Genomic DNA, 26196 nt, shown 5'->3' with positions numbered 1-26196 from the left:
GATGTGGAAATTACCTAAACCATCCCTTGAGATTGCGATCTCAGATATTGATGAAGTTATACAAAAATCAAATGGTCAGTTATCTATTAATGACAAGACTGGTCTGATAGAACTATATCATAAATATGATCTTGCTTCTGGTGATATATCAGATGCAGATCATGATTCTTTTAATCATACTAAAGCAGAGGTTATACATAAATTATATACTAAAACCCGGGATAGCTACAAAGGAGAGGGATTAAAGTTTATCCGAAATGAATTATCTCAATCTGTACCTAAATGTCCTTATTGCGGATTTGGCGAGCCAACAACCCTTGATCATTATAAACCAGAAAGTCGGTATAAAGCACTAAGTGTCTGTAGACTTAATCTTGTACCCATGTGCTATAAATGTAACAATTTAAAAACAACTGGCACAAATTTCGTTCATCCCTACTATCAGGTATACCCATCAGGAATTCAGTTTTTTGCAGCTCGTTCTCAATTTATATTTGGATACTATACTTTTGAATTTTACATTGATCCAAGTCATTTAGACAAACGTTTAGCTGGAATTTTAACTAATCAAATATCCATTATACAACTCTCAAATAGATTAAACAAAGAGGCTGGAGAACTTATCCGAGATTTATTTATGAGTAATGTTCCTGAGCGAGATGACATTTTGAATGCAATAATAGAGTCACATCATAGAACCTTTATACAAAAATACGGACTTAACCATTGGAAATCTGTCGTCACTGCGTCATTAAAGAATTGTGCTGATTTTAATTTGAAAAATTTAAAAATATATATTAGAAAGATGGAGTCCCAAAACGACTTTCTAGTATAATTGGCTTAATCCTCAAATAACAAATATTATAAGACGGTATTCGAGTTATTGCTATAAAAGAGCGACTTCATAATGTACACAGATTAGTTGATACATTGATTCCTCAATTCATAGCCCTCATCCATATCTTATTCCTCGTCACTGTTCTTATTTTTAAGATATGGCATTTGACCACATTTTCGGAATAGATGTGTATGATAAATAAACTATCCTTATCCTATCTTGCCACTCCCAAAAGTTGACATAAATGTCACTTTTGGGGAGCAGCATAATTCTACCACATCTCGTTGTCTTTCCTTGCCATCTCTGCAATTTCATCGGCTATCTCCTCGGAGGATAGCTTAATGTAGTCCATGAAGGTCTTTTGGGTCTTGTGGCCACTAACGTGCATCATCTGGAGGATGGTGTACTTGTGGCTCAGATACATATTCGTAATTCCTGTGCGTCTGGCAGTGTGGCTTGTCACGCAGTCATAACGTGGAACGATTACATTGCCATTAAGGTCTGTTTCCGGGGCTATGTTGTCCCGGCGCATTGCATCCTTCTGTTTCATCGTCAGTTTGGTCGGCACTTTTTCTTTCAGTGACGGCACAGTCTCCGATAAATCTTTAAGGATGTTCTTTATGTAGCGGTTCAAGACCTGTTCATTGGCTTTAGGCACGTTATAGTTGTATTTCTCAAAGAGAGCAATGAGATTGTCATTGAGAATGGGGATTGTTACCTCAGTCTTTGTCTTCTGCTGAACGAGGCGAATTATCCTCGTCCCTTTACGGGTGGTCTCAAAATGGTCTTCGTTTAGATTGTTGTAATCACTGACACGCTGACAGGTATAGCAACCAATGAGAAAAACATCACGGATATGATCGTTCTTCCCGGTCAGCGGCATTTCATACAATGCTTGCAGTTCAGCTTCAGTCAGATAGATTTCTACCGCCTTGTCTCGGTCTTCTATTTTGTTCTTTACAATCAGTGATGCCGCGCGTTGGTTATCATGCACACCGTCTATAAACGCAGCGTTGATAAGAGCCTTCAAGTTTGTCAGATGCTTGTTGACAACTTTCGGCATATAGCCATGATTACGCAGATAGTTGATGTAACGAGCAACGAAAGCTCGGTTTATATCTGCCCATTCGAACTGGTGCAATGGATCGAAGCCTTCATAAACTCCGATGTAGCTTTTCCATGCCTTACAGGATCCGGCGGAATAATCGGCACTGCCGATTTTGCGCGCACCGCTTTTGATGTCATCGACAAACTGAACGAGGAATGACCAGATAAGACGATTCTTCTCATCCTCTTTGCGTTTCTTTTCCTCGGCTTTCAATCGTGCCTTTTCTCTCGCTGCCTCACGTTTCGCCAATGCTTTCCTTTCGGCTTCGGCAGCTTCCTCTTTTGCCTTGCGCTCTGCCTCAACTTTTTCAGGCTCGGAAATGTAACGAATATCCATATCAAGAGCCTCGCGGTCAAAGTTGACTTTCGCAAGATACGTCTTTACGATACCCTCAATCTGTGTCAGCTTGGCGTGAAGCTGATAATTCTTTTTCTGATGTGCAAGCCATGCACGTGGCGATGCCGTAGCTTTCAGCCATTCTGATACCTCCACTTGCAGGAGTGTTGAGATTAGCACATCCACCTTGCGGGTGTGGATGCGGATAAAGAGTGTCGCAGTATCTTTCTTCAAGTCCTTATTGCGGACATGAAACAGGGGTCAGCTTCTTCGCAGAGCGAAGCGACTGCGTCGATGACTTTGGAGAGGATGTTGTTGCCATATTTTTGAGGTTGCTAAAAGTTTGAACATTGACGTTCACAGTTATTCACAATCAGTCACTTTGGTTCTGCAAATATAACAACTCAAACCGCTATTTTGCAAATCGGGTCACCACGCAGGTCACTACGTTTTGCGAACAAATATGAAAACTCAAAATTTCAACAAGAATGCTGAATCTTTTCGTAAGCATGAATTTCTTCACTTACGTTCATTTATCCAATGAGTTAAATGACATCTCTTTACAGGATGTTTTTGAACGAAAGAATGAGTTATTCATCAATGAGACATGCGAGCAGACATCTCCGTCTCCATTCTGTACGCCAATGGAGGAATGGCCAATATTGGAAACTGTCAATCGATCAGAGAGAGAATTTGAAAAATTCATTCGGGATTTCATGCTTGACAGAATCGAAAGATACTACAAAGTTTTTATTGCAATGCACGAAAAGAAATCATTTATGTTGTTAGCAAACGTATTGCTTGTCGAACCATTTAATGTTGAGTCAGATGCAGTCTTCTCTTATGAATTTGATTATGCACCGACATTGAAGGAAAAAGAATTACAAACTTTTAAGCGTGACATCGACGATTTAATAACATTCCTATCAAGCGACAATAACCTTCCTTAAGACAGAGGTTGCGATAAGCTGACTATCTACAGGGGGTGATATTCAAAACTACATATATAATCATCATTAACCTCGAAACATTGTGTTCTCAGTTAGAAATGTCTTTAATAAGACTCGCTCAAAATATAAAGACGAAGGAACTTGTAATACTGAAAAACGGCGTATGTAAGTTGCGAAGTAAACCTTAATGATGTTACAGTGCTATCTCTGAGATGTAGTGAACCGAAAAGATTTTGGGAGAATCAAATATTGGAAGCACCACAATAGCACATTTGAATACACTACGGGAAGAATTAATCCTCCTGAGGCGTAGAAGTTAGTTGCTAAACATTCATACCTTTGACTTTCAGTTTGGCTTTTTGTTCGTCTCGGTAACGGTGACGGACTTCATCAATGCTGAGGCCGGAGTGAAGGCTCAACCACAATTTGAAATCATCCGATATGCCTCTGCTTCCTATTCCGAAACCTGATCGTATTGTGCTCCGTCTCTGAAAGTAGGCGATGTCGGAGTGATTCCGACTCCATGCGATTGTATATTCATCGACCATTGCGGATCATCAGAGTTGGAACTATAAAACCCCGGAACCATATGGTATGGATTGAATTTGATATACACGGGCTGACAATTACCTTGGCGACCATCGATCCAGATTGTCTTCATGGAGGCATAATCATTGATTTGTGCTTGAATAAATCGAATACTGCTATACTAAATGAAAGATACTACAATATGTCATCATTATAGAGCTCCTACTAATCATGGCTTTCATCACCGCCAACCACGGCTTCCTGTTGAGATAAATTAGTACGGAATATAGTGTCTTTGTTAAGGTCCTCTCCAAAAGTCGTTTTAAACAATTGTCTAAAACCCTCATTTTTCCTGATTTCTTTAAAAATTGGCCAAGTTCTATAGGCGGTAGCTGTAAATGTCTTACTCCCTGATCCAATTGATTTCATCAATTCTATTGCAGTTTTATAATCATCAAGAAGTACACATTTAGCCATTTTCAATTCAGAATTCCATGCTGAAGAATCTTCATCATTAAGCAGTTTTACACATGCTTCACTATTCCCAAACCATTTATAGGCTTGAGCCATATTTAGTACCATGAATATTCTATTCACATTAACATGTTCAAATTTACTCGTTAAAGCGAACTTCGATAATTCTATGGCAATCTGATACCTCTCTTCAAGGATGAGATCAAAGATAATTGAAATCATAACCTGATCAATTTCCTCAAGGAGAGTCTTGTCTTTTTTTAAAAGAAGACACCTTAAAACCATTTGAGATAGTTTCACTGCAATTTCGTAAAATATGGCATAAGCATTCTCAAAATATTGCCTTGAAACATCTAATTTTTGTCCTTTCTTTATTTCTGAAATATTAGGAACTTGATTAGCTGTGCAAATTTGAATATATTGTGTAGACACTATACCATTTGCATGGACAAATAAATTCCTACGTTGGGTTATTTCAATGAAATTTGCCCAATTATCAAACTGCTTTAATGTTTTAATGGAAAGCTCTTTTGCCAGCCAATCAAATTGATCTTGATGAGAATCTCGTAATATTGTTTCAATCTTTGACTCTATTATTGCTTCTTTTGCTTCTTCAATACTACCATATCGAGATAATTCAGCGAAAGATATTTTTTGCTCTGAATTATTTAATTTCTCCGGACATACCAAATAAACGTTTCTTATAAGTCCTCCAATAAAAGCATCGAAAAGAGAAATTAATGAAACGATGTAACTACGAGGAATTAAGTCAAAGGCAGCTGTCGAGCGCTTTTGTCTATTGTAAAGACGCATAATCTCACGAACTTCTGAAGGTGGCACCTCGAAACTATCCTCCGATGATTCTTTTGTCAGTCCATATTTCTTCAACTTTTCTGAGATTTCCTTACTTACACGTTGCCTCTGCGATCTAAGCATAACTTCGCTGTACTCAAAAGTTTCATAAAGACAATTAATATTCTCTATAAAAGAATTGAGATTCTTTAAGTTATCACTTATGCGAGTATCGTAATCTTTTCTGCATTCATTTTGTAAAATTACTAAAAAATATTGACACTTCAGTCTGAGACTGTGATAATTTAGGTCTTACTGTCTGAAATATGTTTACTTTTATATAAGACAGTAGCTATATTCTCGGTCTTTTGCGACGTTGCTTGGCCTTTTGTTCGTCTCGGTAGCGGCGAAGGGCTTCTTCTATACTGAGACCGGGATGACGGTTCAACCATCGTTTGAATTCTTCGCGGGGCGAAGCGGCAGAGCCGATGACATCTGATATTCCGGCTCCGGAGGCGAAACCTTGATCGTCTTTTACTCCGCCTCTGAAAGAAGGCGATGACAGAGTTATTCCCACTCCTTGCGACTGGGAGGTTGAGGATACTTGGGATGAAGCAGCATGCTGGCGGAATGCATCGGGAATATAACGGCCATCGGGTGACGGTGTTAGTTCATATCGAGGTTGACCAGTCTTAAAATCATACCATATCCAATGATGCTTGCCGACAATTTCATTTGGATTGCAGATATAGGCACATATAGCCTCCCCTTTCTGATAACAGGTGAGTTTATGTGTCGCATAATACTACTAAGGTTAGAGCAGGCTTCTTTCAGGGATAATTTGGATCAAAGACCATGAGACATGCTCATGTGCTAAGAGTGGCCGTAGTTGAGTTTGCACATTGACATTGCTTCCTGATTTGTCAGCATGGGGTGTGGCGGCGGAAGCGTTTGAACGCCTCTTTGTCAAAGTCGCTCAAGCCGTTGTAGAATGCCTCGTATTCGGGATGTACGCACTGAACGAAATGAATTGGCCTGTCAGTTATTGAAGAGGTTTGCTTCCGTGTATTGCGGCGTTGATTTTGGTGTAACCGCTTTTTTCGTAACTTTGCATCCGGAACTCTTGGTTCTACCGGGCGATGCGCCGATTAGCCTGCCATCCATCCGTGACATTTTGAAAATAATAAACGGTAGGCAATCTTGTAAGTCAAGAACGTAATAAACTATAGAAAAAATCATGAAACTGACATCACAATTAGTACTTTCTTCCACATTGGGGTTGCTGTTCACCTCATGCAGTGTTTCCAATCAAGCGTCAGACCGTGTCGCCGATAAAGGGGCGATAAAGTTTGGAGATGGTGTTGATTCCATCAAAGTTGAAGTGTCAACCAAGGTTGGCGGAACACGCAGTATCATCCTGAAAGACAATGCCGATGCTGTAGCACGTTTTGAAAATAAACCTGACAGTACGCTTTCCTCTTCGACAACAGAAGAATTAATTGGACTTGCCGACTCTCTGTTTGTGGAGAAGAACCGTGAGATAATCCTGTCGCAGGAGGATGCCGAAGGACGCACGGGTTATCCCATTTTCACAGTATCTCTCTATAAAGACGGTCAAGGAGAAACTATACGCTACGACATGGGGACACAGGATGGAAATATAACACACTGCACAACCTGCGACATCCATTATAGCCCTGAGTTCCGTCATTTTACTTCCCAAGTATTTGAAATATTAGGACGTTAACATAATACTTCCATTATTCTATATTCCATGAATGAACTGGAAAAGATGCGTCGTGGAGAGCTTGCCGACATGAGCGTGCCTGAATTGCAAGAAAGCTTTATCCATGCGAAAAAACTTATTGCAAAACTTCGGTCCATGAGCTCATACGACGATGGCTACCGTGAATTGCTCAAAGACCTCATTCCCGGAATTCCGGATACTTCGATCGTATGTCCGCCATTTTACTGTGACCACGGTCATGGCATCAGGCTTGGTGAGCATGTGTTCATCAACGCCAACTGCACTTTTCTCGACGGTGCATTCATCACCATAGGCGATCATACGCTTATCGGTCCGGATGTGAAAATCTACACCCCACATCATCCGATGGATTATATCGCACGGAGGGAAAGCAAGGAATATGCCTATCCGGTCACCATCGGAGCTGACTGCTGGATTGGCGGAGGAGCAATCATCTGCCCCGGAGTCACCATCGGCGACCGCTGCGTGATAGGTGCCGGAAGTGTGGTCACCAAAGATGTGCCTGATGATTCCGTCGTGGCGGGTAATCCGGCAAGACCAATCAAACCATCCCGACAGTGAGATTTGAGCGATTGACTTCCCCTTTCAGCCATTTTTTCGATGATGGAATTGCCGATAATGCAATCCCGAAAATTCAATATTCCGCTTAGCCTATAATGAAAATCCGCAGTTTAGAACATACAGATTTCGACACGCTCTTCCGTGGATTTGAAAGAGCCTTTTCCGACTACGAAATCCATTTTGACAAAGATGAAGTCCGCTCCATGCTCATAAGACGCGGTTATGACCCACGCCTTTCGTTCGCGGCTTTCGACAATGGCGAGATTGCGGCATTCACGCTCAACGGGATCGGTCAATTCAACGGTATCCCCACAGCCTACGACACCGGTACTGGGACTGCACCCGAATATCGCGGACAGGGACTCGCAGGTGAAATCTTCACCCATTCCCTGCCGTTTTTAAAGGATACCGGCATACGGCAATACCTCTTGGAAGTGTTGCAGACCAATCAGAAAGCCATCGCCGTCTATCGTCGGATGAAGTTTGAAGTTACGCGCGAACTTGACTGCTTCCGGCAGACCATTGACAGCATCCATACCACCATCAACGTCAATGCCGACTGCCGCATCGGACCGATAGACGTATCTTCCATAAAAGAGGCCGCCTCATTCCGTGACTTTGATCCTTCGTGGCAGAACAGCATTGAATCCATCGTGCGCGGTGAATCATCGCTCACCTGCCTCGGAGCTTTCCTTGACGGAGAATTGGCGGGCTACTGCGTCTTCGATCCCTCGACCGGTGACCTGACACAAATTGCCGTCAGCCCGGAACATCGCCGTAAAGGGATTGCCTCACGCCTTCTCCATGAAGCAATCCCCCGCTTCTCCACTGACTTCATCAAGGTCCTCAACGTAAGCGCGGACAACTCCACTCTCCCGTCCTTTCTCCGGAGCATGAACATCACCCCGGCAGCCAGTCAGTTCGAGATGATATTGCCGCTCTGACTTGACTGTTACTTCGTCCCCGTAAGGATTCCCGAATCGTTGTCCGGCTCGTCATCCCTCACCGTCACATCCCGGCCCTTGCGTCCGAAATCAAGCGACAGATTGAACTTCACGGCTATGTATGAACTGCTGCGTCCGCTATGCGCCTTTGACGTATAGGGTGCAAGAGCCGAGAGATTGCGCGTCTCCATCCAGTAATTCTTCATAAAGGCATTGAACACCCCCAGATGCACCGACCACCTGTCGCGTTTATAACCGGTCATGATCTGATTCATATCCTTTTCCTCAATGATCTCCTCGCCATACATGTAGTTGGCCGGTCCTGACATTATATTGCCGTAGGCAAGCCACTTTCCGTAACTGAAATCCACGCTCAGCCCCACACGAAATATGTTGTGACAATGACGGTAATCCCTGCCATGACTGAAATACCTCATCAGCACCGGCTCGGCCATTATTGACAGATGATCCTTCCACGGACGTAATGAGACAGCACCTCCGACCGTCAGACGCTCAAACGAACGCTGATTGAAATATGTGCGGACGAATCCCCCGTCCTTGAATATCACGGACTCCATTATCGGTTTATTCTCATTGCGGTATTCAATCCTTGGATTAATCCCGATGAAACGGCTCTCGAACGAAATGTCAAACGCCTGCTCCGTCACCCTGAACGGCTTCAGGTCAGGATTGCCGTGCCGTACCATCCCCGCCTGTATCGGCTGTTCTACGTCACTGATTTCCGCTGCCGACGGCATTTTGTAGTCTAGCGATGCCGAATACCGCACAAACCATCCCTCCCGGAATCGGTAAGAGATGTCCATTGACGGCACCACAAATACTTTGTCGATCTTTTTGTCGTCCTGTCCGAGATGACGATATGCGGCCTTTACATTTCCCCTCACACCCCAGTTGCCGAAGCGATCGGTATATTCACCCATAATAGCCGTCTCCGACTGGTTCACGCGCACATTCACCGTTTCCTCCTGTCTGTAAGTGTTGTCAATGAAGGAAATGTTATTGGAAACACCGGCACTCCACACGCGGCTTCCGTTACGCACCTCATACATTCCGATAAACTTCACCGTATATTTATCGCCCTCCACCCGGCTGCTCTCACCGATTCCGTTCTCGGCATACTCATGAAGCATTCGGGAACTCATGTAGGAGGTCTGCCCGTCAAGAATCAGACTACGATTCTCCGACAGCCTGTGCTGATAAAACAGCCCTACATTCGGCCTGACCGAACGCTCTTGCGTATGTTCGGTCACCAGAACCGGCTCTTCCGCATCCGAAATATGCAGCATCGCCCGGCGATCGCCCTCCTCTTTCTCAGGCTCGTAATTCAGATCAAAGCCCACTCGTAGATTGAACACATTGCCCGATGGATGGAGATAATTATAGTTGACGGCACTTTCAAGCCCGTGCTGTCCAACGCTTACCGGCAATCCGTCCTCATGGCGGCTGACGGCGGCCTCCGGATAGTGCCACGTCTCGTCATAATCCCGCAGCCACTTATCTTTTCGTTGGCCGAAATAACTGATGTTGGCTGTCCATACCGAACGTCCCTGATTGTACTGGCCGGCCATATTGTCGATCGAAGCCCAACGACCCTTGGCAAAAGCTCCGAAAGCATCAACCATCAGATTTCCTCCGGAATCATGACGCGAGGTAATGTAATCAATTACCACTGCAGCTCCATCGTATCTCATACCGGGACTGTCGTGATACTCTATTCTCCTTATATCCTCCGGCCTTATGGCAGCTATCTGTGCGGAAGTCGCCTCGACGCCGTTGATGCAGAGCATTACCTCGCCCCCACCCCTGACCTCGACACTATTGGTCAGCGGATTTACAGTGATACGCGACAGCTGCAATTTGCGAAGCAGATCCATTCCGTCAGCCGATGTCCGCAGCATTTCGCCGTCAGGATACATGACCTTCCTGTCCGTCTTGTTTATCACGGAAGCGGCCTTTACGGTAACCTCATCAAGAAGCATCGGAGATATGGAGTAGTCGGCTATTGAGTCACAAGCGATTGAATCAGCAGATATCCATTCGTGAGCACACACGACGGGGGCTGTGGCGCATAGACATGCCCACATAGTAAAAATTTTAAGCATAATGAATTTTGATTTTAGGACTGTGTGATCAAGGCATCGTAAAGATCATGGAATCTTCCGCGCAGATACTTCACAGCATAGTGTTTTCGTGAGAGAAGTGTGGCGACAGGTATCCCAGTAGCGGTGGATATGTCCTTTACCGGTATGCCGTCAAACACCGTCATGCAGAACACCTCGCTCTGTTCAGGAGGCAGATCGGCCAATGCATCGTCAAGCTCCTGCCACACCAAGCGGCGCATAAACACGGTGTCAGGCGCATCCTGTGGAGCGCAGAACAGAGTCCGGGCAATGTCATCACACACCGGATCTTCCATGTCAAACGTCACCTCCCTCTTCTTCCGCCAGAAATTGAGCACCATATTGCGGGACACGCGATAGAGCCATGCCGAGACGCGCTCTATCTCCGATCCCTCTTCGGCTGACGAACGGGCAAGTTGATAAAAGACATCCTGAAGTATATCCTCCGCATCCTCCCTATTGCTGACCTGCGACTGTATGTAGCCCAACAGTCTCGGAGAATACTCGGCGAATACATCCCCTATGTTGTCATTCCGCGTCATCCGCCGGAGTGTGATTATGATTGCGGAATCCGAAATGTCTCATATCCCTGCGCCGACGCTCGATGAATTCGCGCCGCTGCTCGTCGGTCATGCTATGCCAGTGACGGTGCCAATGCGCACGTGAATGGATTATCGCATGAAGACTCCCGAATGTCATGAAAAGCACGATTATGAAACCGCTGCTCAGAAGCTGACCGAGAAGGAACAACCCTACCCCCTGCCAGAAACTTATAGCCGCGAACCCGCACACCGGGGTGACAATGTTGTTCCAAAGCGCAGCGATACCGAGACCCGCAAGTGCAGATGCACCGGCAAGGATCATCAGCAGGAATAATATCTTGATGGTCTTTCTCATAATTCTGTAATTCTTGTTCTGTTATCGTTTCTTTAAGTTCATTAATCAGAGCTGCTCTATCAGTTAAGACACGCGAATCATTATAATATTTTACACCGGTTGAAAAAAATTTCGGGAAAAGTCACTTTTTTCGTGAAAACAAAAAAATCCGGAAGCATCGTTGAAACCGATACTTCCGGACATTACTATTTCAGATTCTTATCGAGAGAAGCTGATTTACTTCACGAGTACCTTGCGGTAGCTGCTGCTGTCCTCAGTGCGGACAACAATGATCACCACACCGGGTTCGAGGTTACCGACAGTCAACTGACCGTTGTCAACCTTGCTTGCCATGGCGATTCTCACACCGGCCACGTCATAAACCTCAACCGACTTCACTGCCGAGAGATCACCCTTGACAGAGATGCTGCCGTTTTCGCAGATCACGTCGTAAGAGTCATCGTAGATCGAACCGATAGCCGAGCTACCCTCGATAGTGATTTCGTAAGGATTGCTGAACGAGCTTACAGGCATTTCCTCGAAGCGCATTGCAGTAGCGGAGAGCATTTCCTCATCCATCGGGGTGATGAAGCGGAAGCTGATGTGATCACCGGCGTTACCGTGAACATTGATCATCACGACTCCGTCAACCCATACACCGACACCGCGGCACTCATTGCCACAGAAGGCAGCCACTGCATACTCTTCTCCATCGACCTTGCTACCGTCTCCTCTTACGAGACAAGCGGTGACAGGCATAACGGATGCATACTTATGGTTGTCGGCCATCCAGACACCACGGGCCTTCGAGGGAGCTTCAGCCCTTGCGGGAGCTTCTTCCTCCGAAGCGGGAGTGAGCGTATAGACAAACTCCTTGTCAGAGTTGCTGAAGTACATGTAACCGACACCGGGTTCGAGGCTCGAAAGCTCACCCTTCCATGTGCCCTCGGCGTCAGCCTGAGCGAAGCCGTCGAGACCGACAAGCATATCACCCTCCTCAGCCTTGAGGTCAGAGAGAAGATCGGCCACGAGCAGACTGCCGTCCTCGATAGGACAGCCGATCCAGTTCCAGCCACGCTGGAGTTTCACGGTAGCGATGGGGTCGAAAGCAACACCTGAAACCGAACCGGTCCAGCCGGCATCGGCTACGCAAACCTTGTAAGCCACGGTCGGGAGGAGTTCCTTGAGGTTACCCACGAGACCAAGCTTCGGATCGCGGATCACTTCCTGAGTCTGCGAAACAATATTGCTGATACCCTTGTCACCGGCGAAATCAGCCACTGCGACTGCGTTCTCGGCGTTGTGTGAGATCCAGTTCCAGTTCTGGGCGAGATCATAGTTCAGGTTCACTTTCTTGAGCTCATAGTCAAGCTCGATGCTTTCAGAAACATTGCCCTTGTACTCGGCGATAGCTTTCACTGTCATGCTCTCGCCTTCCATAGCGAAGGGAGCTTCATAGAGCTTTCTTGTACCGTCGGCCACTGCGGGATCGCTACCGTCGGTAGTGAAGTAGATCGAAGCGCGTCCGGTTGCGGATACGAGCTCAATCTTATCCGAGCGGTAGAGACGGGTACCGTTGACGCTTGCAGCCTCAGGATTGTGGATCCAGAGCGGATGTTCACCGATCGCAAGTTCATTCTTCGCGCTATTCTCGTTGGCGCAGAGATATGCGGCAAACGGGAGCAGAGCAGCGATGGTGTCACCCTCGGCGGGACGGACGAATGTGCTTCCATCCTCGTTGAGCGTGTAGCGCACGACAGTCGAGCGGGCCTCGCCGTCAAATGTTCCGTAGAGCGAGAAGTCCTTACCGGTTGCCACGGTCTCTTCAGGCACGGGAGTAAACACTACGTCATAAACCAGTTCGTCACCCTCTGACTTGCCTTCGGCGAAGAATGTCACGGGAACGGTAGCGAACGGAGCGCATACGTTGGCCATGTAGGGACGGTTGGCGAGGAGCGAAGCCTGCTTGGTCATGGTCTCGGCATTCTCGTCGTCAAACGAGATCAGGTTAATGCCACTGCCTTCGCGCTTGTCGAACTCGACACCATATTCCATACCGGTCGGTTCGAAGGGAAGCATGATGCCCTTCCAGCCGCCGTTCACGTCATTGAAGTCACTGCCGGGGATATCGACTGTGAATGAAATGCGATGCTTGCCGAGGCTGAAGCTTGCGGGAGCATTGAACGGATGGTTGCCGTCGAGCACGATGTCCGATGCGGCCACGCGGTGTCCGTTTTCATTGAGGATAAGGTTGATCGACTCTGCATCGGGGATCTCGTTCTCGCCGACATAGATGATACAGTTGGGGTTGAGACCCTTGAACGAAGCAGCGGTCACGCCGTCGCCGGCAGCTCTTGAAACAGCCTTGCCTACGGACGGGAGGAGGATGCTGGTAAGATTGTCGCAACCTTCGAATGCACCTTCACCGATTTCGGTCACGCCGGGAAGTGTGAGTGATTCGATGTTACCGCAATCCTTGAAGCAGCCTTCGCCGATGACGACAACATTTTCAGACACGATCACATCCTTGAGCTGATCCATGCCTTCGAATGCGTTGGCAGGGATGGTGCTGTTCTCGATACCTGAAAGGTCGAGGCTTTCAAGTGAATCGAACTTATCACGGATAGCTTCGAATGACTCCTCTGTCATGTTACCTGTGAGGGTAAGTTCTGAGAATGTTCCTACGTCCTCCTTATCCATATTGTTGAGGGCTTCGGCAGGAATCAGATCACCCTCCTCGTAGTGGTGAATACCTGAAATTCTGATCCAAGTATCGCCTTGGAGGGCAGGAATGGTGTAGATACCGTTGTTGCCCTCAAGAGTCATTTCTTTCTCCTCATACTCAGGCTTAGAACCGGTCTTGGTCATGACCTTGGTCATGAGGTTGACCACATAGTCGGTGTTGTCGTTAGTATTGCCAAGCTGGAACTTGATCTCGCTGCCCTCACGGTAGAGAACCGGAATTGTGTTTCTATTCGCAAGTTCGAAATATGTCATAGGCACATTTCTCCATTCGCAGCCTTCCGGCATCTCAACGATTTCGGCAGTGACACCCTCGCCGCCAGCCTTGTTCTCAAAGTTGAGAGCATAGTAGAAATAGATATTGATCTCATGATTCTGGAGCATTGTAGGACCGCTCGTAGCGGAATGGTTATAGCGAATGCCCAACTTACCTGCTGTCATACTCCAGTGCTGATAGGGATAGTAGTACTGGCTTCCTACATTATACTGGTATGCGCCGAGGTTGGCGAATACATCAATACCGTTATCATAGATCTTGAAGGGTACACCCGGACGCAAGTGGGTTTTATATTCCTCCTTATAAGACGAACGCTGAACGTTGGGAAGCTCAAACACAATCTCCATATCTGCTGCGCCGACACCAATACTGTTGAGTGCGTTACCGCTGCAGTCAAGAGATTTCGCACGTGACTCGTCAATCTTGATCCAGTAGTAGTCCTTGGCCTCTGCGGGAGCTTTGTAGAGCGAGAGGAGCGACCACCATGTCGAACCTACGCTATAGCTCTCTTCAGAACCCTTGGGAACTTCCAGAGAGATGTTACCTGCTCCGGAGGGGAAGGGAGATACGTTGCCGCAAGTCGGAGCGACTTTGGGCTTGGCGATGATCTTCTTCAGAGCCACGCAGGTTGAGAAAGCACCGTCACCAATGTAGCTTACGTTAGCGGGGATGGTGAGTTCAGTGATCTGTGTGCAGCGTGCGAAAGCATTCTTGTTGATGCGTTCGATGCTGTTGGGAAGAATAACGCTCTTCAGAGCCGACAGAGTGCTTGAGCTTGTGGGCGTGAATGCATTCTCAGGAATGGTATTGCCGGTCATTGCAGCACCCTTGATGGTCACGTCGGCCATATCGAGGTCAATGATTGTACCGGCATTCGCACGGAGTGCATCAAACTCGCTCACGTGCATTGTTCCGATGAGCTTGACACGTTCGGGGCAATCGGCGAGCTTGGAAGCAAGCTGACCTTCCTGAATGTTGAACACCATGTAGTCACCGGCATCGGCGTCGGTCACCATGATGGTGATGTCAAGATCTTCGAGCACGGCAGGAATGGATACGTTGGCGTTGGGAACCTTGGTAGCCTTATTCTCACCGTTGACAGCCACTGTCACGCGCTGTGCGGGATTGATGGCGGAAGCCTTGATGGTGAAAGGCATACCGCGGACAATCTGAGTTGCGCTACCCTCGATTTTTGCGCCGGTAACGCTCGAAGGCATGGTGATGTTATGGTAAATAACGGGGTTACCGATGGCCTCAAGACGGTCAGTGATGGAATCAGCCTCAGCTTGGACGAGCTGCCAGTCCTTCTTGTTGTAGGAAGTGGCGAGACGGAGCTGATTGCCCTCCTTCACCTGCGACTCCTTCACCTGACAATTGAAATTGTAGGTAAGGTTAGCGGCGTTGTTGCTGTAGTAATTGCTTATGATGGTGGAGATGAACTCCTTGATGCCTCCGTTCTTGTCAGTGAGCACAATGCCGTAGAACTTGGCTGCATCATTTCCTTGGGGAACCTTGATGGCATTGGCTCTTACGGTGAACGACTTGCCGACGGGGACATTGACAACCTCGGTTACAAGGCCGATACCACCTGCATCGCCGGTGAGCTTCCAAGTATTGTCAACCGTGGTAGCCGTGGGCTGCTTGAGCTCGACGTGGATGAGGGTGGGAGCATTGACTTTTGCTGTATATGCACCGTTGGCATCAGCATAGAGACGCTGCGCGTTGGCATAGACCTCCATGTTTGCGTCGCCTAAGGTAGCATCGCTCTCGACGCTGAAGCTGTAATCAGCACCGGGGGTGAATTCTGTTCCTTCAGTGATGGGAGTGATCTTGAGACCCTTCTTTTCCTGAATGCTTACATTGTAATGATCGGGAGCGGTAGCGTTCTCCTCGATTACTTCCTTGAAGTCCTGCCAGTACTCCTTGGCCTTATAGGCGGCAGTAGCACCGACGGGAACAACGAGCTTGTCCTGAGGAACACCGCTGAACACACACCAGTTGACCCATGCGGGCGAAGAACGGCGGACGATCACTTCTCTGAGCGACGAGCAACCTACGAAGATGTTGTACTCATAAGTACCTACCGATGCAGGGATCTCGATCGAGGTGAGACCGGTCTGTGCGAGACAGGCGTTCTTGAAAGTAGTGAGGTTCTTGGGAAGGATGATCTGTTTGAGCGAACGGTAGCCTGTGAACGCCTTGGTCGGGATGGCGTTGGCGGGATTTGAACCGGCAGCCACGATGCTCACCTGCGATATGTCGAGGCGGTTGAGCTTCATGCGGTCACGGATGAAGTTGAAGTCATTCGCGTTCATCGTACCGAAGAGTGTGAGATCGACCACTGTGGCAGCCTCCTGCTCGGTGAGGAGATTCTGGAGATTGCCTGCACTGACCCAAAGGGTGCTCTTTGAAAGCACGTCGGCAGCATTCTGCACGATGAGATCGACGGTCTGGTCCTCAAGTACGTTGGTCAGTTTATAGCCGTTGGAGGCATCGGGAGTGAGGAGGAAGCCGTTAGCCTTGACGGAAACAACCTTGTCAGCCGACTTGGGAACTACCTTAAACGTATAGTCACGGCCTTTGATGACGCGGGTGTCGGCAACCGTAACCTCTGCATCCTCGGTCGAAGCGGGAACGATCACGTTGACGTAGGGGATCTCTCCGCCCTTGGCTGCGAACTCTCCGGGTGCGAGCAGGTCACCTGCCACGGGAAGCCAAGCATCTGAATCAGATGCCTTGGTCACGAGGCGGACCACATCGCCGTCGGCAACGGCTGTGCCTGCGGGAAGCTTACCTGTGAAATCGACATATTTCACGATCTGCATCGACACGATGTTGAAGTTACGTCCGTCGTTCAGGAGACACTTCTGCTTTCCGTTTGCATCGAAAAGAGCTATAGAGAGCTTGCCTGAAAAATCGCTGTTGGAGATATTCTTCAGCGCACCCACTCTCGCGGTGAATGATGAAGCTGAAGCGATGTCGGTAACGTCGAGCGTCATACCAACCTGACACTCATCGCTGGTTACGTGGACCGGTGACCACTCGATGGCGTTGGTGGCGGGCTTGATGTTATAGACGATAGTGGTGAGGTCATTGTAGCTGTGTGCCTTGCTTACCACGGGGTTGAGCGCGTCAGAGGCATAGTAGCCGTTGGCCGAACCTCCCCAGCCCCAGTTGATGTGGAAGTAAGGAGTTCCACCTCTCATCTCGTAACCGTCACACACGAACGCGTGACCCGACGATACGTCCTGACCGCTGTAGAGCACGGGACGGCCTTCGTTGATTTCGTTGACGATCACCTCCTCCCAAGCATCCTTGGTCATTTCCGAACGCTTCTTGTAGGAGACGCCGGAGTCATAGCCGAACATTGATGTGAGAGCGTAAGGCACTTTCACCTCAAACGCGCTTGAGCTGGACATGCCGAAATCCGTACCGATAGCGATGGCGGCATCAGCCACGAGAGTGGCCACGACGTCACCTTCTTCAGCGGTGTAACCGCTGCGGTAGTTGTCGGAACGCATGCTTGACCATGAGTAGGTCGTTGCCTCACCGTTCTTGACGAGCGATGCAGGACGTGCTGCAGGGAAGGTGTGATATTTCAGGATTTCCGCAAGTGCCACGCCGACGCAACCTGTCAGACGGCGGTTGGGAATATTGTTGTTGAACGGTGCTTCCTGACTCCATGACGGAGTTTCGAGAAGCCTGCTTTCAACCTCACCGGCACGAGAGACGGGAGCTCTGAACTTTTCGCCGTTAATGCCGAGCACAGGAGTGGAAAGCACTTGGCTCGCAGCATCGGGGATCAGAGTCCATGTCGATGTGTCGGAGTAACCGATCACAGGCATGGCGTTCTCATCGGCCGATACGATCACGAAACCTTTTCCGTCCTTTGCGTTGAATACATAGCAAACCGGATTCGAGGATTCATCTTTGGCTGTGTGGACAAGGGTGAATGCATCCTTGTCGGCCAGACGATGAATTTCGCCAGACTGAAAAAATTCAGCGGCTACATTCTTGGCTTCTTCTACATTGAGCGTCGCAGCCCCCGCAATTGCAGGAGTCGAGCATAATGCAAGAATCAGCGTCTGCTGAATTGATTTAAGCATAGGTTTTTGATTAATTTATTGGTTTATTAATTTCACTTTCTATGAATCATGGTAAGGAGAGGCATTCGTGCACCTTCCGTGTGCCTGTCAGCGCGATGAAAATGCACGAATGCTTCTGTTTTTTAGAATCAGAAACGGATTTCCTGCTTCACCAAAATCTTCTTACCGTTGACGATGTAGAGTCCGGGAGCGAGGCTCACCTCTTCGGGCTTCGCATCCTTGTAGAGGAGCACTCCGTTGAGATTATAGATGGTCACAAGACCGTCCTCGTCAGCAGCGATCTCGTCGATAGCGGACGGGAGATACGAGTATGTGCCGTGGATCTCGACATCGTGATCGGGCATGGTCGCGGGGATTTCCTCTGTCCAGCCGTCAAACTTCATGTTTTCGGGAGCTACGGGGTTGGGAACCTCGATCGGTGCGCCGAATTCAAGTTCGGTTGTCATATAGACCTCATTGTCGATGTAGAAGGTCAGGCGGTAACGGTTAGCGACATAGTATCCGTTGATCTCTAGGTCGTAAGCCGGCATTGTCTCCGGAAGGTTGAACCATCCGCCGAATTCATAGCCATCCTTCTTAGGTGCGGCGGGAGCTTTGACAGATTCGCCGTAGGGAACTTCGATCGTTGAGATAATTTCATCGTCGATCTTGAAGACTGCCTTATAGACATTGACCGTGTATGAACCGGTGATCTCGATATCCTTTGCAGGCATTGTCTCCGGGACATCGGCCCAGCCGTTGAAGGTATAGCCCTCCTTCTCAGGTGCGGCGGGAATTTCAATGGCAGTACCGTAGTCAGCGCGGACGGTGGCGATCACATCATCGCCGATCTTGAAGACAGCCTCGTAAGCACCTGCGGTGTAGCTACCGGTAATTTCAACGTCGCCGGCGGGCATGGTTTCAGGAAGATTGGTCCAGCCGCTGAATGTGTGGCCTTCCTTCTCAGGAACTACGGGTGCTTCGATCGCCTCTCCGTAGGCTACATCAATAGTCGAAATCACTTCATCACCGATCTTGAAGATGGCCTTGTAGATATTTACGACGTAGGATGCGACAACTTCAATGTCATGTCCGGGCATGGTCTCCGGGAGGTAGAACCATCCGTCGAAAGTGTAACCTTCCTTGTCGGGAACTGAGGGAGCGACAATGGGTTCGCCGAAAGGCACTTCGACGATCGAGAGGATTTCGTCGCCGATCTTGAACACAGCCTTATAGACATTGACGATATAGCTGCCGGTGATCTCGATGTTCTTGGCAGGCATGGTAGCGGGAACGTCACCCCAGCCGCTGAAGGTGTAACCTTCCTTCTCAGGTGCGTTGGGAATGTCGATGACAGTACCGAAATCAGCGCGGATAGTGGCGATCACCTCATCACCGATCTTGAAGACAGCCTCGTAAGTACCGGCGGTGTAGCTACCGGTGATTTCTACGTCATTGGCAGGCATTGTTTCGGGGAGGTTGGTCCAGCCGCTGAATGTATGGCCTTCCTTCTCAGGAACTGTGGGAGCCTCAACGGGTGCACCGTAAGCCACATCGATGGACGAGATGGTCTCATCACCGATTTTGAACACGGCCTTATAAACATTGACGCTGTATGATCCCTTGATCGTCAGGTCGGATGCAGGCATGGTTTCGGGAGCATCAGCCCAACCGGTGAAGGTGTAACCTACGATTTCGGGAGCAGTGGGAAGCTCGATAGTAGCACCGTAGGGAAGCTCGGCAGTCGAAACGGTCTCATCACCGATCACAAAGACAATCTTGTAGATATTGACGTTATAGCTACCTGAGATTTCAAGGTCGTAGGCAGGCATGGTTTCGGGGAGGAGGATCCAGCCGCTGAATGTGTGTCCCTCCTGATCGGGCACGGCGGGTGCTTCGATCTTCTCACCGTAGGCCACCTCGATGGTCGAGAATACCTCGTCGCCGATCTTGAACACTACATTGTAAGTATTCACGGTATATGAACCGGTGAGTTCAAGATCCTTGGCGGGCATCGTTTCAGGCAGATCAGCCCAGCCGGCAAAAGTGTAACCTTCCACTCCGGGAACAACAGGGGTCTCGATGGTCGAACCGTAGGATACTTCAATGGTCGAGATGACTTCATCGCCGATCTTGAACACCACCTTATATGTATTGGCGGTGTAGTTACCTGAGATCTCGATATCCTGAGCGGGCATGGTTTCGGGAAGCATGAACCAACCGCTGAAAGTATGACCCTCCTTGTCGGGAGCTGCGGGAGCTTCGATTGCCGCACCGTAAGCTACGTCGATGGTCGAGAATACATCATCGCCGATCTTGAACACGGCCTTGTAAGTATTGACCGTATAAGAACCGGTGACCTCGATATCCTTGGCGGGCATAGTGGCGGGAACGTCAGCCCAGCCGGCAAAGGTATAACCCTCCTTTTCAGGGGCGGCAGGTGCTTCGATGGCTGCACCATAGTCAGCACGGATAGTAGCGATCACCTCATCACCGATCTTGAACACTATTTCATAATTACCTGCGGTATAGCTACCGGTGACCTCGATGTCACCTGCGGGCATAGTAGCGGGGAGATTGGTCCAGCCACTGAATGTGTGACCCTCCTTCTCAGGAACTACAGGTGCTTCAATGGGGCTTCCATAGACAACATCGAGTGTCGAGATTACCTCTTCACCGATCTTGAACACGGCCTTATATACGTTGGGAACGTATGAACCCAGAATCTCAATATCATTTCCGGGCATGGTCTCCGGGATGGTGAACCATCCGTCGAAGGTGTGACCTTCCTTGTCGGGAACGGCAGGTGCGGTGACAGCCTCGCCGTAGGGCACTTCAAGGATAGTCAGGACTTCCTCGCCGATCTTGAACACGGCCTTATATACATTAACTGTATATGAGCCGGTGATCTCGATGTTTTTAGCGGGCATAGTAGCGGGAACGTCAGCCCAGCCGGCAAAGGTGTGACCCTCCTTCTCAGGTGCGGCGGGAATGTCGAGTTCACTGCCGAAGCTTGCACGTATGGTAGCGATCACCTCATCACCGATCTTGAACACGGCCTCGTAAGTACCGGTGGTGTAGTAGCCGGTGATCTCTACGTCATTGGCAGGCATGGTGGCGGGGAGATTGGTCCAGCCACTGAACACATAGCCTTCCTTCTCAGGAGCAGTGGGAGCCTCGATGGTAGCTCCATAGGCAACCTCGGCAGAAGAAATTACCTCATCGCCGATCTTGAATACTACTTTATAGGTATTGACGGTATAGCTACCGGTGATTTCTACATCCTTGGCGGGCATAGTGGCGGGAACTTCGCTCCAACCGTTGAATGTGTGGCCAGCCAGCTCCGGAACGGCCGGAACTTCGATAGTAGCACCAAAGGGAAGCTCACCGGCTGAAACAATCTCTTCACCGATCTTGAACACTACCTTATATAGATTGACGGTATAGCTACCGGTAATCTCAAGATTCTGTGCAGGCATCGTCTCAGGCAGACCGATCCAGCCGCTGAAGGTATGACCCTCCATATCCGACACGCTGGGAGCATCGATCGCCGAACCATAAGGCACCTCGATAGTAGAGATGACAGCATCACCGATCTTGAACACCACTGTATATACATTTACAGCGAAAGTGGCTTTAAGCTCGATGTCACCATTGACAGTGATCTTACGCTCTGCACCCTTGTCGCCGTCGCTCCAACTGTCGAAATGGTATCCTTCAGCCGGGACGGCATTTAGAGTGATCTCACTACCCTCGACATAAAGGCCATTCTCAAATTCTACCGTACCGTTTTCACCGGCCTCGACAGTAACGTTGAAATAGCGGGTCATCACATAGGGATCAGACGGGAGTCCGACTTTCTGATCGGACTTGAAGAGAAACTGTGAGTCCTTGTCTTTTTTCAGCACTGCAGTTTCACCTGTCTTTTTGTCGCGCATCAGGAACTCGATTTCCTCGCCCTCAGGACTATTGCTCCTTATGCGCATGTAGAGACAACTGCCATTGTCAGGCAACTCTAATTTTTCGGCCAATCCCCGGCATTCATCTCCGACGAATGCTCCGATCTCATACGAATCGAGATTCTCGTACTCCTTCGAAGCGAGACTGAAATAAAGACTCATGTCGTAACGATAATCCGAAGGATTCAACGTCCACGATTCTGAACGCAATCCTGCAAACGCCGACAAAAACACTGACATGACTATCACGCACAGTGCTCCAAGCGTCTTGCCTTTTAATTTCCTCTTAAACATAAGTAATTCAAGGTTAATAAAAAAACTATAAATTATAAATAACTCTTTGCGATTCATCTAAGGCCAACAGCCTGTTCAATTCAATCGGAGGAAAGTAGTTTTCATGCATTCAGCCGGAGGACAGACGACTGCGTGCAATAAATCGGAAATAAAACATCATCTTTTGCGAACTAACATCGTGATTATAAGTCGCTCACTTTGACTTACAAGAATATGCCATGTTCGCTGAAATTGTTCGGTTTGCTGCAATTATTCGGTACTGTTCTTATATATCATTTGCAAAGTTAATGATTTTTTTGAATTATCATCACAATCCCCCCAACAAAATTCAGAAATAAAAACCGGAGGCTATACATGATAAAGCCTCCGGAAATGCAATAGTTATTTTTACAAATTCAGATATATCTGATTCAAATATCATTACCACGTGATAAACTGCCGATGTAATCCCTCAATTCCTTATCAGGACTTTCTTGCGGTCAATAATATAGATGCCGGGAGAAAGAATAGAGGGATCAGAGCCGAGATAACGGCCGTCGATCGAATAAATCATTTTAGGTTGTGAATCATCAGTGTCCTCAACGATAGAGTTTATGCCTGAGTTAGCTCCGGGCCACAGGTTCAACGCCCATACCGCCATGTCCTGAGTACCTTTGATTATCACCTCATATTTCTTCTCTGCATCGAGGGCGATTTCCAGTGCATCTGATTGCACGGTAGTCTTTTTACCTACCTCGATATTTGATTCATGCCTGCTGACATCACCGTCGGTTGACTTAACCTCAACGACAAGGTGTCCCGGTGTGGATGCCGCGCCATTGAAATATATTTTGATCTTTTGGGTAGAAGCAAGACGTAGAGTAAGGGAGCGTGATGTGCCTACACGGATAATCTTGTTAGTTCCGTAGGTGTAGCGCGGAACGGTCTGACCGGTCACCGGATCAAGCTCGATGACACCTGTACGATCACTGACATTCATACTCGAACCTGTATGGATGACCCATGAAGAATATTCATTCTTGATTTTCCATTCGTTTTTACCGGTTTCGGCGTTCGCACGCTCCTCGGCAAACTGTGAGGCATCCACGAGTTCAAATCCATACTCCTCATGAGTGATACGGGGGACATGATATGATAGCTCTTGGGGTTTGAGTTCAAAGTTTGCACAGATTTCACGGTCTGCTATAGCCTTGAAGGTATAGTCAGGGTTCGTCGAGAGGATTTCATTAGTCGAAACAAGAGTCCAGTTCTTGAACATATAACCCTCAGCCGGGGTGGCAGAGAAAGTCACCTCCTCATCGAGTAGGGCCGTGATTTCCACGGGGCTTACCGTACCACCCTCCGCCGGGCTGGCTATGGCTTTCAACAGATAGCTTTCCTTGAGAATGCGCTCCTTGATTTCGATATAGTCCGTGCGGCAGCGCATGTTGTCCCGGGCATAGAACTCGATTCGGATTTCGTCACCGGTCGCAAGTGTGATATCCTCGGAAAGGTGCTCCACCATCTTGTTGGAGTTGACAGTGGCAGTCCACTTATCTTTCTGCTCATCGTTCACAAAGAGGGCATAAATACCCTGTCCGACAGATTCATCGAAATAAGCCGTCGTAATGTCATAGCGTCCGTCTTTACCGGTCCAGACATAGCTCAGATAACCGGGGCCCTCGTCACCGACGGTGCAATAACCGTTTGATGCATTTATCCATGACGGGTCGTTTCCTTTTTCAGGGAAGCACAGACCTCCCCTGACAGCATCCTCCGCCTCATTACGTCCGATAATGGCTTTGCTGATGTCCGAACCGAATGTCCATACATCACCAGTCACTGTCGAGCCGTCCTTGGTCTTAGTATCTACGCGCCAATAATATTGCTCGCCGTGACGCAGATTGCCCGGACGCCATGATGTATTGGTCGTGGTTGCTGTAGTGGCATCCGTCATATCGCTGTTTTTCGATATGCTGACTATATAGCTCTCGTCGTTCAGCCCAGCACGCCAAGTCAGGGTAAGCGGTTCGCACGGAGATGTCGCGCCGACAATTTCGTGAAGTTCAGCATGCATATTACCGTTTTCAGGCATAGGGAAACGAGCCTTTGAGTCGGCAGTCGTGAATCGGAATACGGGAGAAGTCTTACCGTCATTCTCACCTCCGACAACCGTAACGTTCCAAAAATAGGTGGTCAGAGGCTCTAATGTGAATGATGCAGGGTTATAATCACTGAGGCTATCTGCCGATTTTCCGATCTGTATTCTGTAGGAAATTGCATTCGTTATGTTACCGCACGTGAGTTCGGTAGAGCCGATGACATTGACCGCACCGTCGCCGGGGAAAGGAATGATGTCATTCTCGATACCTTCGACACATCCCATCTTGGACACAAGACCGGGCACATCTGTCGCCTTATCCATAGCAAAATCGTATGTGAAATAGCTACTGAGATCGAATGCTGTGCTCACGTTGCCTGAGGTACTACCCGTGTTACCGGCAAATTCGTTACCTGAACTCCAGAGAAAACCCCAGTAAGTGTCATCCTCGCCATAGCCCTCGGAATACATCTGACAAAAAGCCTTCTTGACATCCTTGAAGTAGCAATTTTCAACATTGAGCCTTACACGAGCGAATATGCCGACTCCGTAGATGGAGTTACCCTCGTTGTAGTCATTGAAAATATTGCCCAGACCGTAGCCAATGCGAGGATTACGCTGAGCACAGTTGATAAAGGCATTGTGATGGTAGGTGACACGCTGACGTCCGTAATCATTGATATTGCGTGTGCCCGAACTGCAGAGCGATGTCTTGTCGTGATCATGAAACTTACACCATGACACGGTCAGATAGGTCGATCCGACCGTGAAATCCAGCAGACCGTCATAAACATCACTGTCCTCGTTGATACTCGACAGATCGCAATGGTCAATCCATACATGGTGAGTGTTTCGGACGGCGATTGCATCCGGCATGGCCTTTACGATGCGGAGATTACGGATGATAATATTCTGCTGATTCTTTACGTCTATGCCGAGATTGGTGAGCGTTGCACCTTTGCCGCCACCGATAATGGTCTTGTTACTGCTCACCGACACAACATCGTTTGTCTGATTCGACCCTACAAGGTCAGCATCAAGAATGATGACGTAGGGCTGAGAGGCTTTAGCATATTTCTCAAATTCGGAGCGAGTGTTCACATGCACCGTCTCGCCCTTCATTCCGCCGGTGGTGCCCTGACAACCCATATCACTGTAGTTTGCAAAACCGACGAGACCGGTCTGTCCGGCAGCGGGTGACACCGTGGCTGCACTCAATACAAAACCGACAACTGTTTTAATTAAGTTTTTCATCTGTTTAAGGTAAGAATATGAATAATTGTTACTTTTTGCAAAGATAGTATTTTATAATTCGATCCAAAATAAACCAAAAAATTAATTTTGTCATTTATTCTGCAAATATTTTAAATTTCTATAATAAGTTTAGATCTATTCTTCACAAAGGAATATATTTATATTCAGACCGAACAGTAAAATTGAGGA

14 protein-coding genes are annotated in these 26196 nt (G+C 48.1%); 5 read left to right on the top strand and 9 right to left on the bottom strand.

Annotation, left to right across the window (positions count from 1 at the left end; translation table 11 throughout):
- Window position 1: 1 nt before the first annotated feature.
- On the top strand, window positions 2-835 hold the full coding sequence (locus tag K2G41_RS06615) for an HNH endonuclease signature motif containing protein (protein WP_300116629.1): 834 nt from the start codon (window positions 2-4) through the stop codon (window positions 833-835).
- A 274-nt stretch (window positions 836-1109) separates the two neighbouring features.
- Here the strand turns inward: K2G41_RS06615 and K2G41_RS06610 are convergent, their stop codons facing one another.
- Window positions 1110-2516: a phage integrase SAM-like domain-containing protein gene (locus K2G41_RS06610; protein WP_300116627.1), complete on the bottom strand. Its 1407-nt coding sequence runs from the start codon at window positions 2514-2516 to the stop codon at window positions 1110-1112.
- A 254-nt stretch (window positions 2517-2770) separates the two neighbouring features.
- On the opposite strand from K2G41_RS06610, the gene K2G41_RS06605 reads away from it, so the two are divergent.
- Complete coding sequence (locus tag K2G41_RS06605; RefSeq protein ID WP_300116625.1) at window positions 2771-3232, top strand: hypothetical protein; 462 nt, start codon at window positions 2771-2773, stop codon at window positions 3230-3232.
- A gap of 753 nt (window positions 3233-3985) precedes the next feature.
- On the opposite strand, the gene K2G41_RS06600 is transcribed toward K2G41_RS06605, so the two are convergent.
- Together K2G41_RS06600 and K2G41_RS06595 are read right to left on the bottom strand one after the other, a co-directional pair.
- Window positions 3986-5170, bottom strand: coding sequence for a hypothetical protein (locus K2G41_RS06600; RefSeq protein ID WP_300116623.1), 1185 nt, complete (start codon window positions 5168-5170; stop codon window positions 3986-3988).
- Between the two features lie 208 nt (window positions 5171-5378).
- Window positions 5379-5603 carry a hypothetical protein gene (locus K2G41_RS06595; protein WP_300116621.1) on the bottom strand — a complete coding sequence of 75 codons (225 nt, stop codon included), beginning with the start codon at window positions 5601-5603 and terminating at the stop codon, window positions 5379-5381.
- 660 nt (window positions 5604-6263) lie between these two features.
- On the opposite strand from K2G41_RS06595, the gene K2G41_RS06590 reads away from it, so the two are divergent.
- The 3 genes from K2G41_RS06590 (at window position 6264) to K2G41_RS06580 (ending at window position 8299) form a co-directional block, all read left to right on the top strand.
- Window positions 6264-6773, top strand: a complete 510-nt coding sequence (locus tag K2G41_RS06590) for a hypothetical protein (protein ID WP_300116619.1) — start codon at window positions 6264-6266, stop codon at window positions 6771-6773.
- Window positions 6774-6800: 27 nt separating this feature from the next.
- Complete coding sequence (locus tag K2G41_RS06585) at window positions 6801-7355, top strand: sugar O-acetyltransferase (protein ID WP_300116617.1); 555 nt, start codon at window positions 6801-6803, stop codon at window positions 7353-7355.
- 95 nt (window positions 7356-7450) lie between these two features.
- On the top strand, window positions 7451-8299 hold the full coding sequence (locus K2G41_RS06580) for a GNAT family N-acetyltransferase (protein WP_300116616.1): 849 nt from the start codon (window positions 7451-7453) through the stop codon (window positions 8297-8299).
- An 8-nt stretch (window positions 8300-8307) separates the two neighbouring features.
- On the opposite strand, the gene K2G41_RS06575 is transcribed toward K2G41_RS06580, so the two are convergent.
- The 6 genes from K2G41_RS06575 to K2G41_RS06550 all read right to left on the bottom strand — a co-directional run bounded on the left by K2G41_RS06575 (window position 8308) and on the right by K2G41_RS06550 (window position 26007).
- Window positions 8308-10422 carry a TonB-dependent receptor gene (locus K2G41_RS06575; protein WP_300116615.1) on the bottom strand — a complete coding sequence of 705 codons (2115 nt, stop codon included), beginning with the start codon at window positions 10420-10422 and terminating at the stop codon, window positions 8308-8310.
- Window positions 10423-10436: 14 nt separating this feature from the next.
- Entirely contained in the window at window positions 10437-10982 is a 546-nt protein-coding gene (locus tag K2G41_RS06570; RefSeq protein WP_300116614.1) for a sigma-70 family RNA polymerase sigma factor, read from the bottom strand.
- Window positions 10969-11337 carry a hypothetical protein gene (locus K2G41_RS06565; RefSeq protein WP_300116613.1) on the bottom strand — a complete coding sequence of 123 codons (369 nt, stop codon included), beginning with the start codon at window positions 11335-11337 and terminating at the stop codon, window positions 10969-10971. The genes K2G41_RS06570 and K2G41_RS06565 overlap by 14 nt, the downstream gene beginning before the upstream one ends.
- Window positions 11338-11553: 216 nt before the next feature.
- A complete protein-coding gene (locus tag K2G41_RS06560; RefSeq protein WP_300116612.1) occupies window positions 11554-18441 on the bottom strand; it encodes a C10 family peptidase in 6888 nt (2295 codons plus the stop codon).
- A gap of 128 nt (window positions 18442-18569) precedes the next feature.
- A complete protein-coding gene (locus tag K2G41_RS06555) occupies window positions 18570-22619 on the bottom strand; it encodes an InlB B-repeat-containing protein (RefSeq protein WP_300116610.1) in 4050 nt (1349 codons plus the stop codon).
- A 505-nt stretch (window positions 22620-23124) separates the two neighbouring features.
- On the bottom strand, window positions 23125-26007 hold the full coding sequence (locus K2G41_RS06550) for a hypothetical protein (protein WP_300116608.1): 2883 nt from the start codon (window positions 26005-26007) through the stop codon (window positions 23125-23127).
- Window positions 26008-26196: the final 189 nt, after the last annotated feature.

It is taken from the genome of Duncaniella sp. (assembly GCF_029056165.1).
In the GTDB taxonomy this organism is placed as follows: Bacteria; Bacteroidota; Bacteroidia; order Bacteroidales; family Muribaculaceae; genus Duncaniella.
This window is presented reverse-complemented; position numbering and strand designations above follow the sequence as displayed.

What these genes read in the sequence shown, in the direction of transcription:
- K2G41_RS06615 (WP_300116629.1), top strand. Translation starts at nt 2, where the DNA reads ATGTGGAAATTACCTAAACCATCCCTTGAGATTGCGATCTCAGATATT.
- K2G41_RS06605 (WP_300116625.1), top strand. Translation starts at nt 2,771, where the DNA reads ATGCTGAATCTTTTCGTAAGCATGAATTTCTTCACTTACGTTCATTTA.
- K2G41_RS06600 (WP_300116623.1), bottom strand. Translation starts at nt 5,170, where the DNA reads ATGCTTAGATCGCAGAGGCAACGTGTAAGTAAGGAAATCTCAGAAAAG.
- K2G41_RS06590 (WP_300116619.1), top strand. Translation starts at nt 6,264, where the DNA reads ATGAAACTGACATCACAATTAGTACTTTCTTCCACATTGGGGTTGCTG.
- K2G41_RS06585 (WP_300116617.1), top strand. Translation starts at nt 6,801, where the DNA reads ATGAATGAACTGGAAAAGATGCGTCGTGGAGAGCTTGCCGACATGAGC.
- K2G41_RS06580 (WP_300116616.1), top strand. Translation starts at nt 7,451, where the DNA reads ATGAAAATCCGCAGTTTAGAACATACAGATTTCGACACGCTCTTCCGT.
- K2G41_RS06575 (WP_300116615.1), bottom strand. Translation starts at nt 10,422, where the DNA reads ATGCTTAAAATTTTTACTATGTGGGCATGTCTATGCGCCACAGCCCCC.
- K2G41_RS06570 (WP_300116614.1), bottom strand. Translation starts at nt 10,982, where the DNA reads ATGACGCGGAATGACAACATAGGGGATGTATTCGCCGAGTATTCTCCG.
- K2G41_RS06565 (WP_300116613.1), bottom strand. Translation starts at nt 11,337, where the DNA reads ATGAGAAAGACCATCAAGATATTATTCCTGCTGATGATCCTTGCCGGT.
- K2G41_RS06560 (WP_300116612.1), bottom strand. Translation starts at nt 18,441, where the DNA reads ATGCTTAAATCAATTCAGCAGACGCTGATTCTTGCATTATGCTCGACT.
- K2G41_RS06555 (WP_300116610.1), bottom strand. Translation starts at nt 22,619, where the DNA reads ATGTCAGTGTTTTTGTCGGCGTTTGCAGGATTGCGTTCAGAATCGTGG.
- K2G41_RS06550 (WP_300116608.1), bottom strand. Translation starts at nt 26,007, where the DNA reads ATGAAAAACTTAATTAAAACAGTTGTCGGTTTTGTATTGAGTGCAGCC.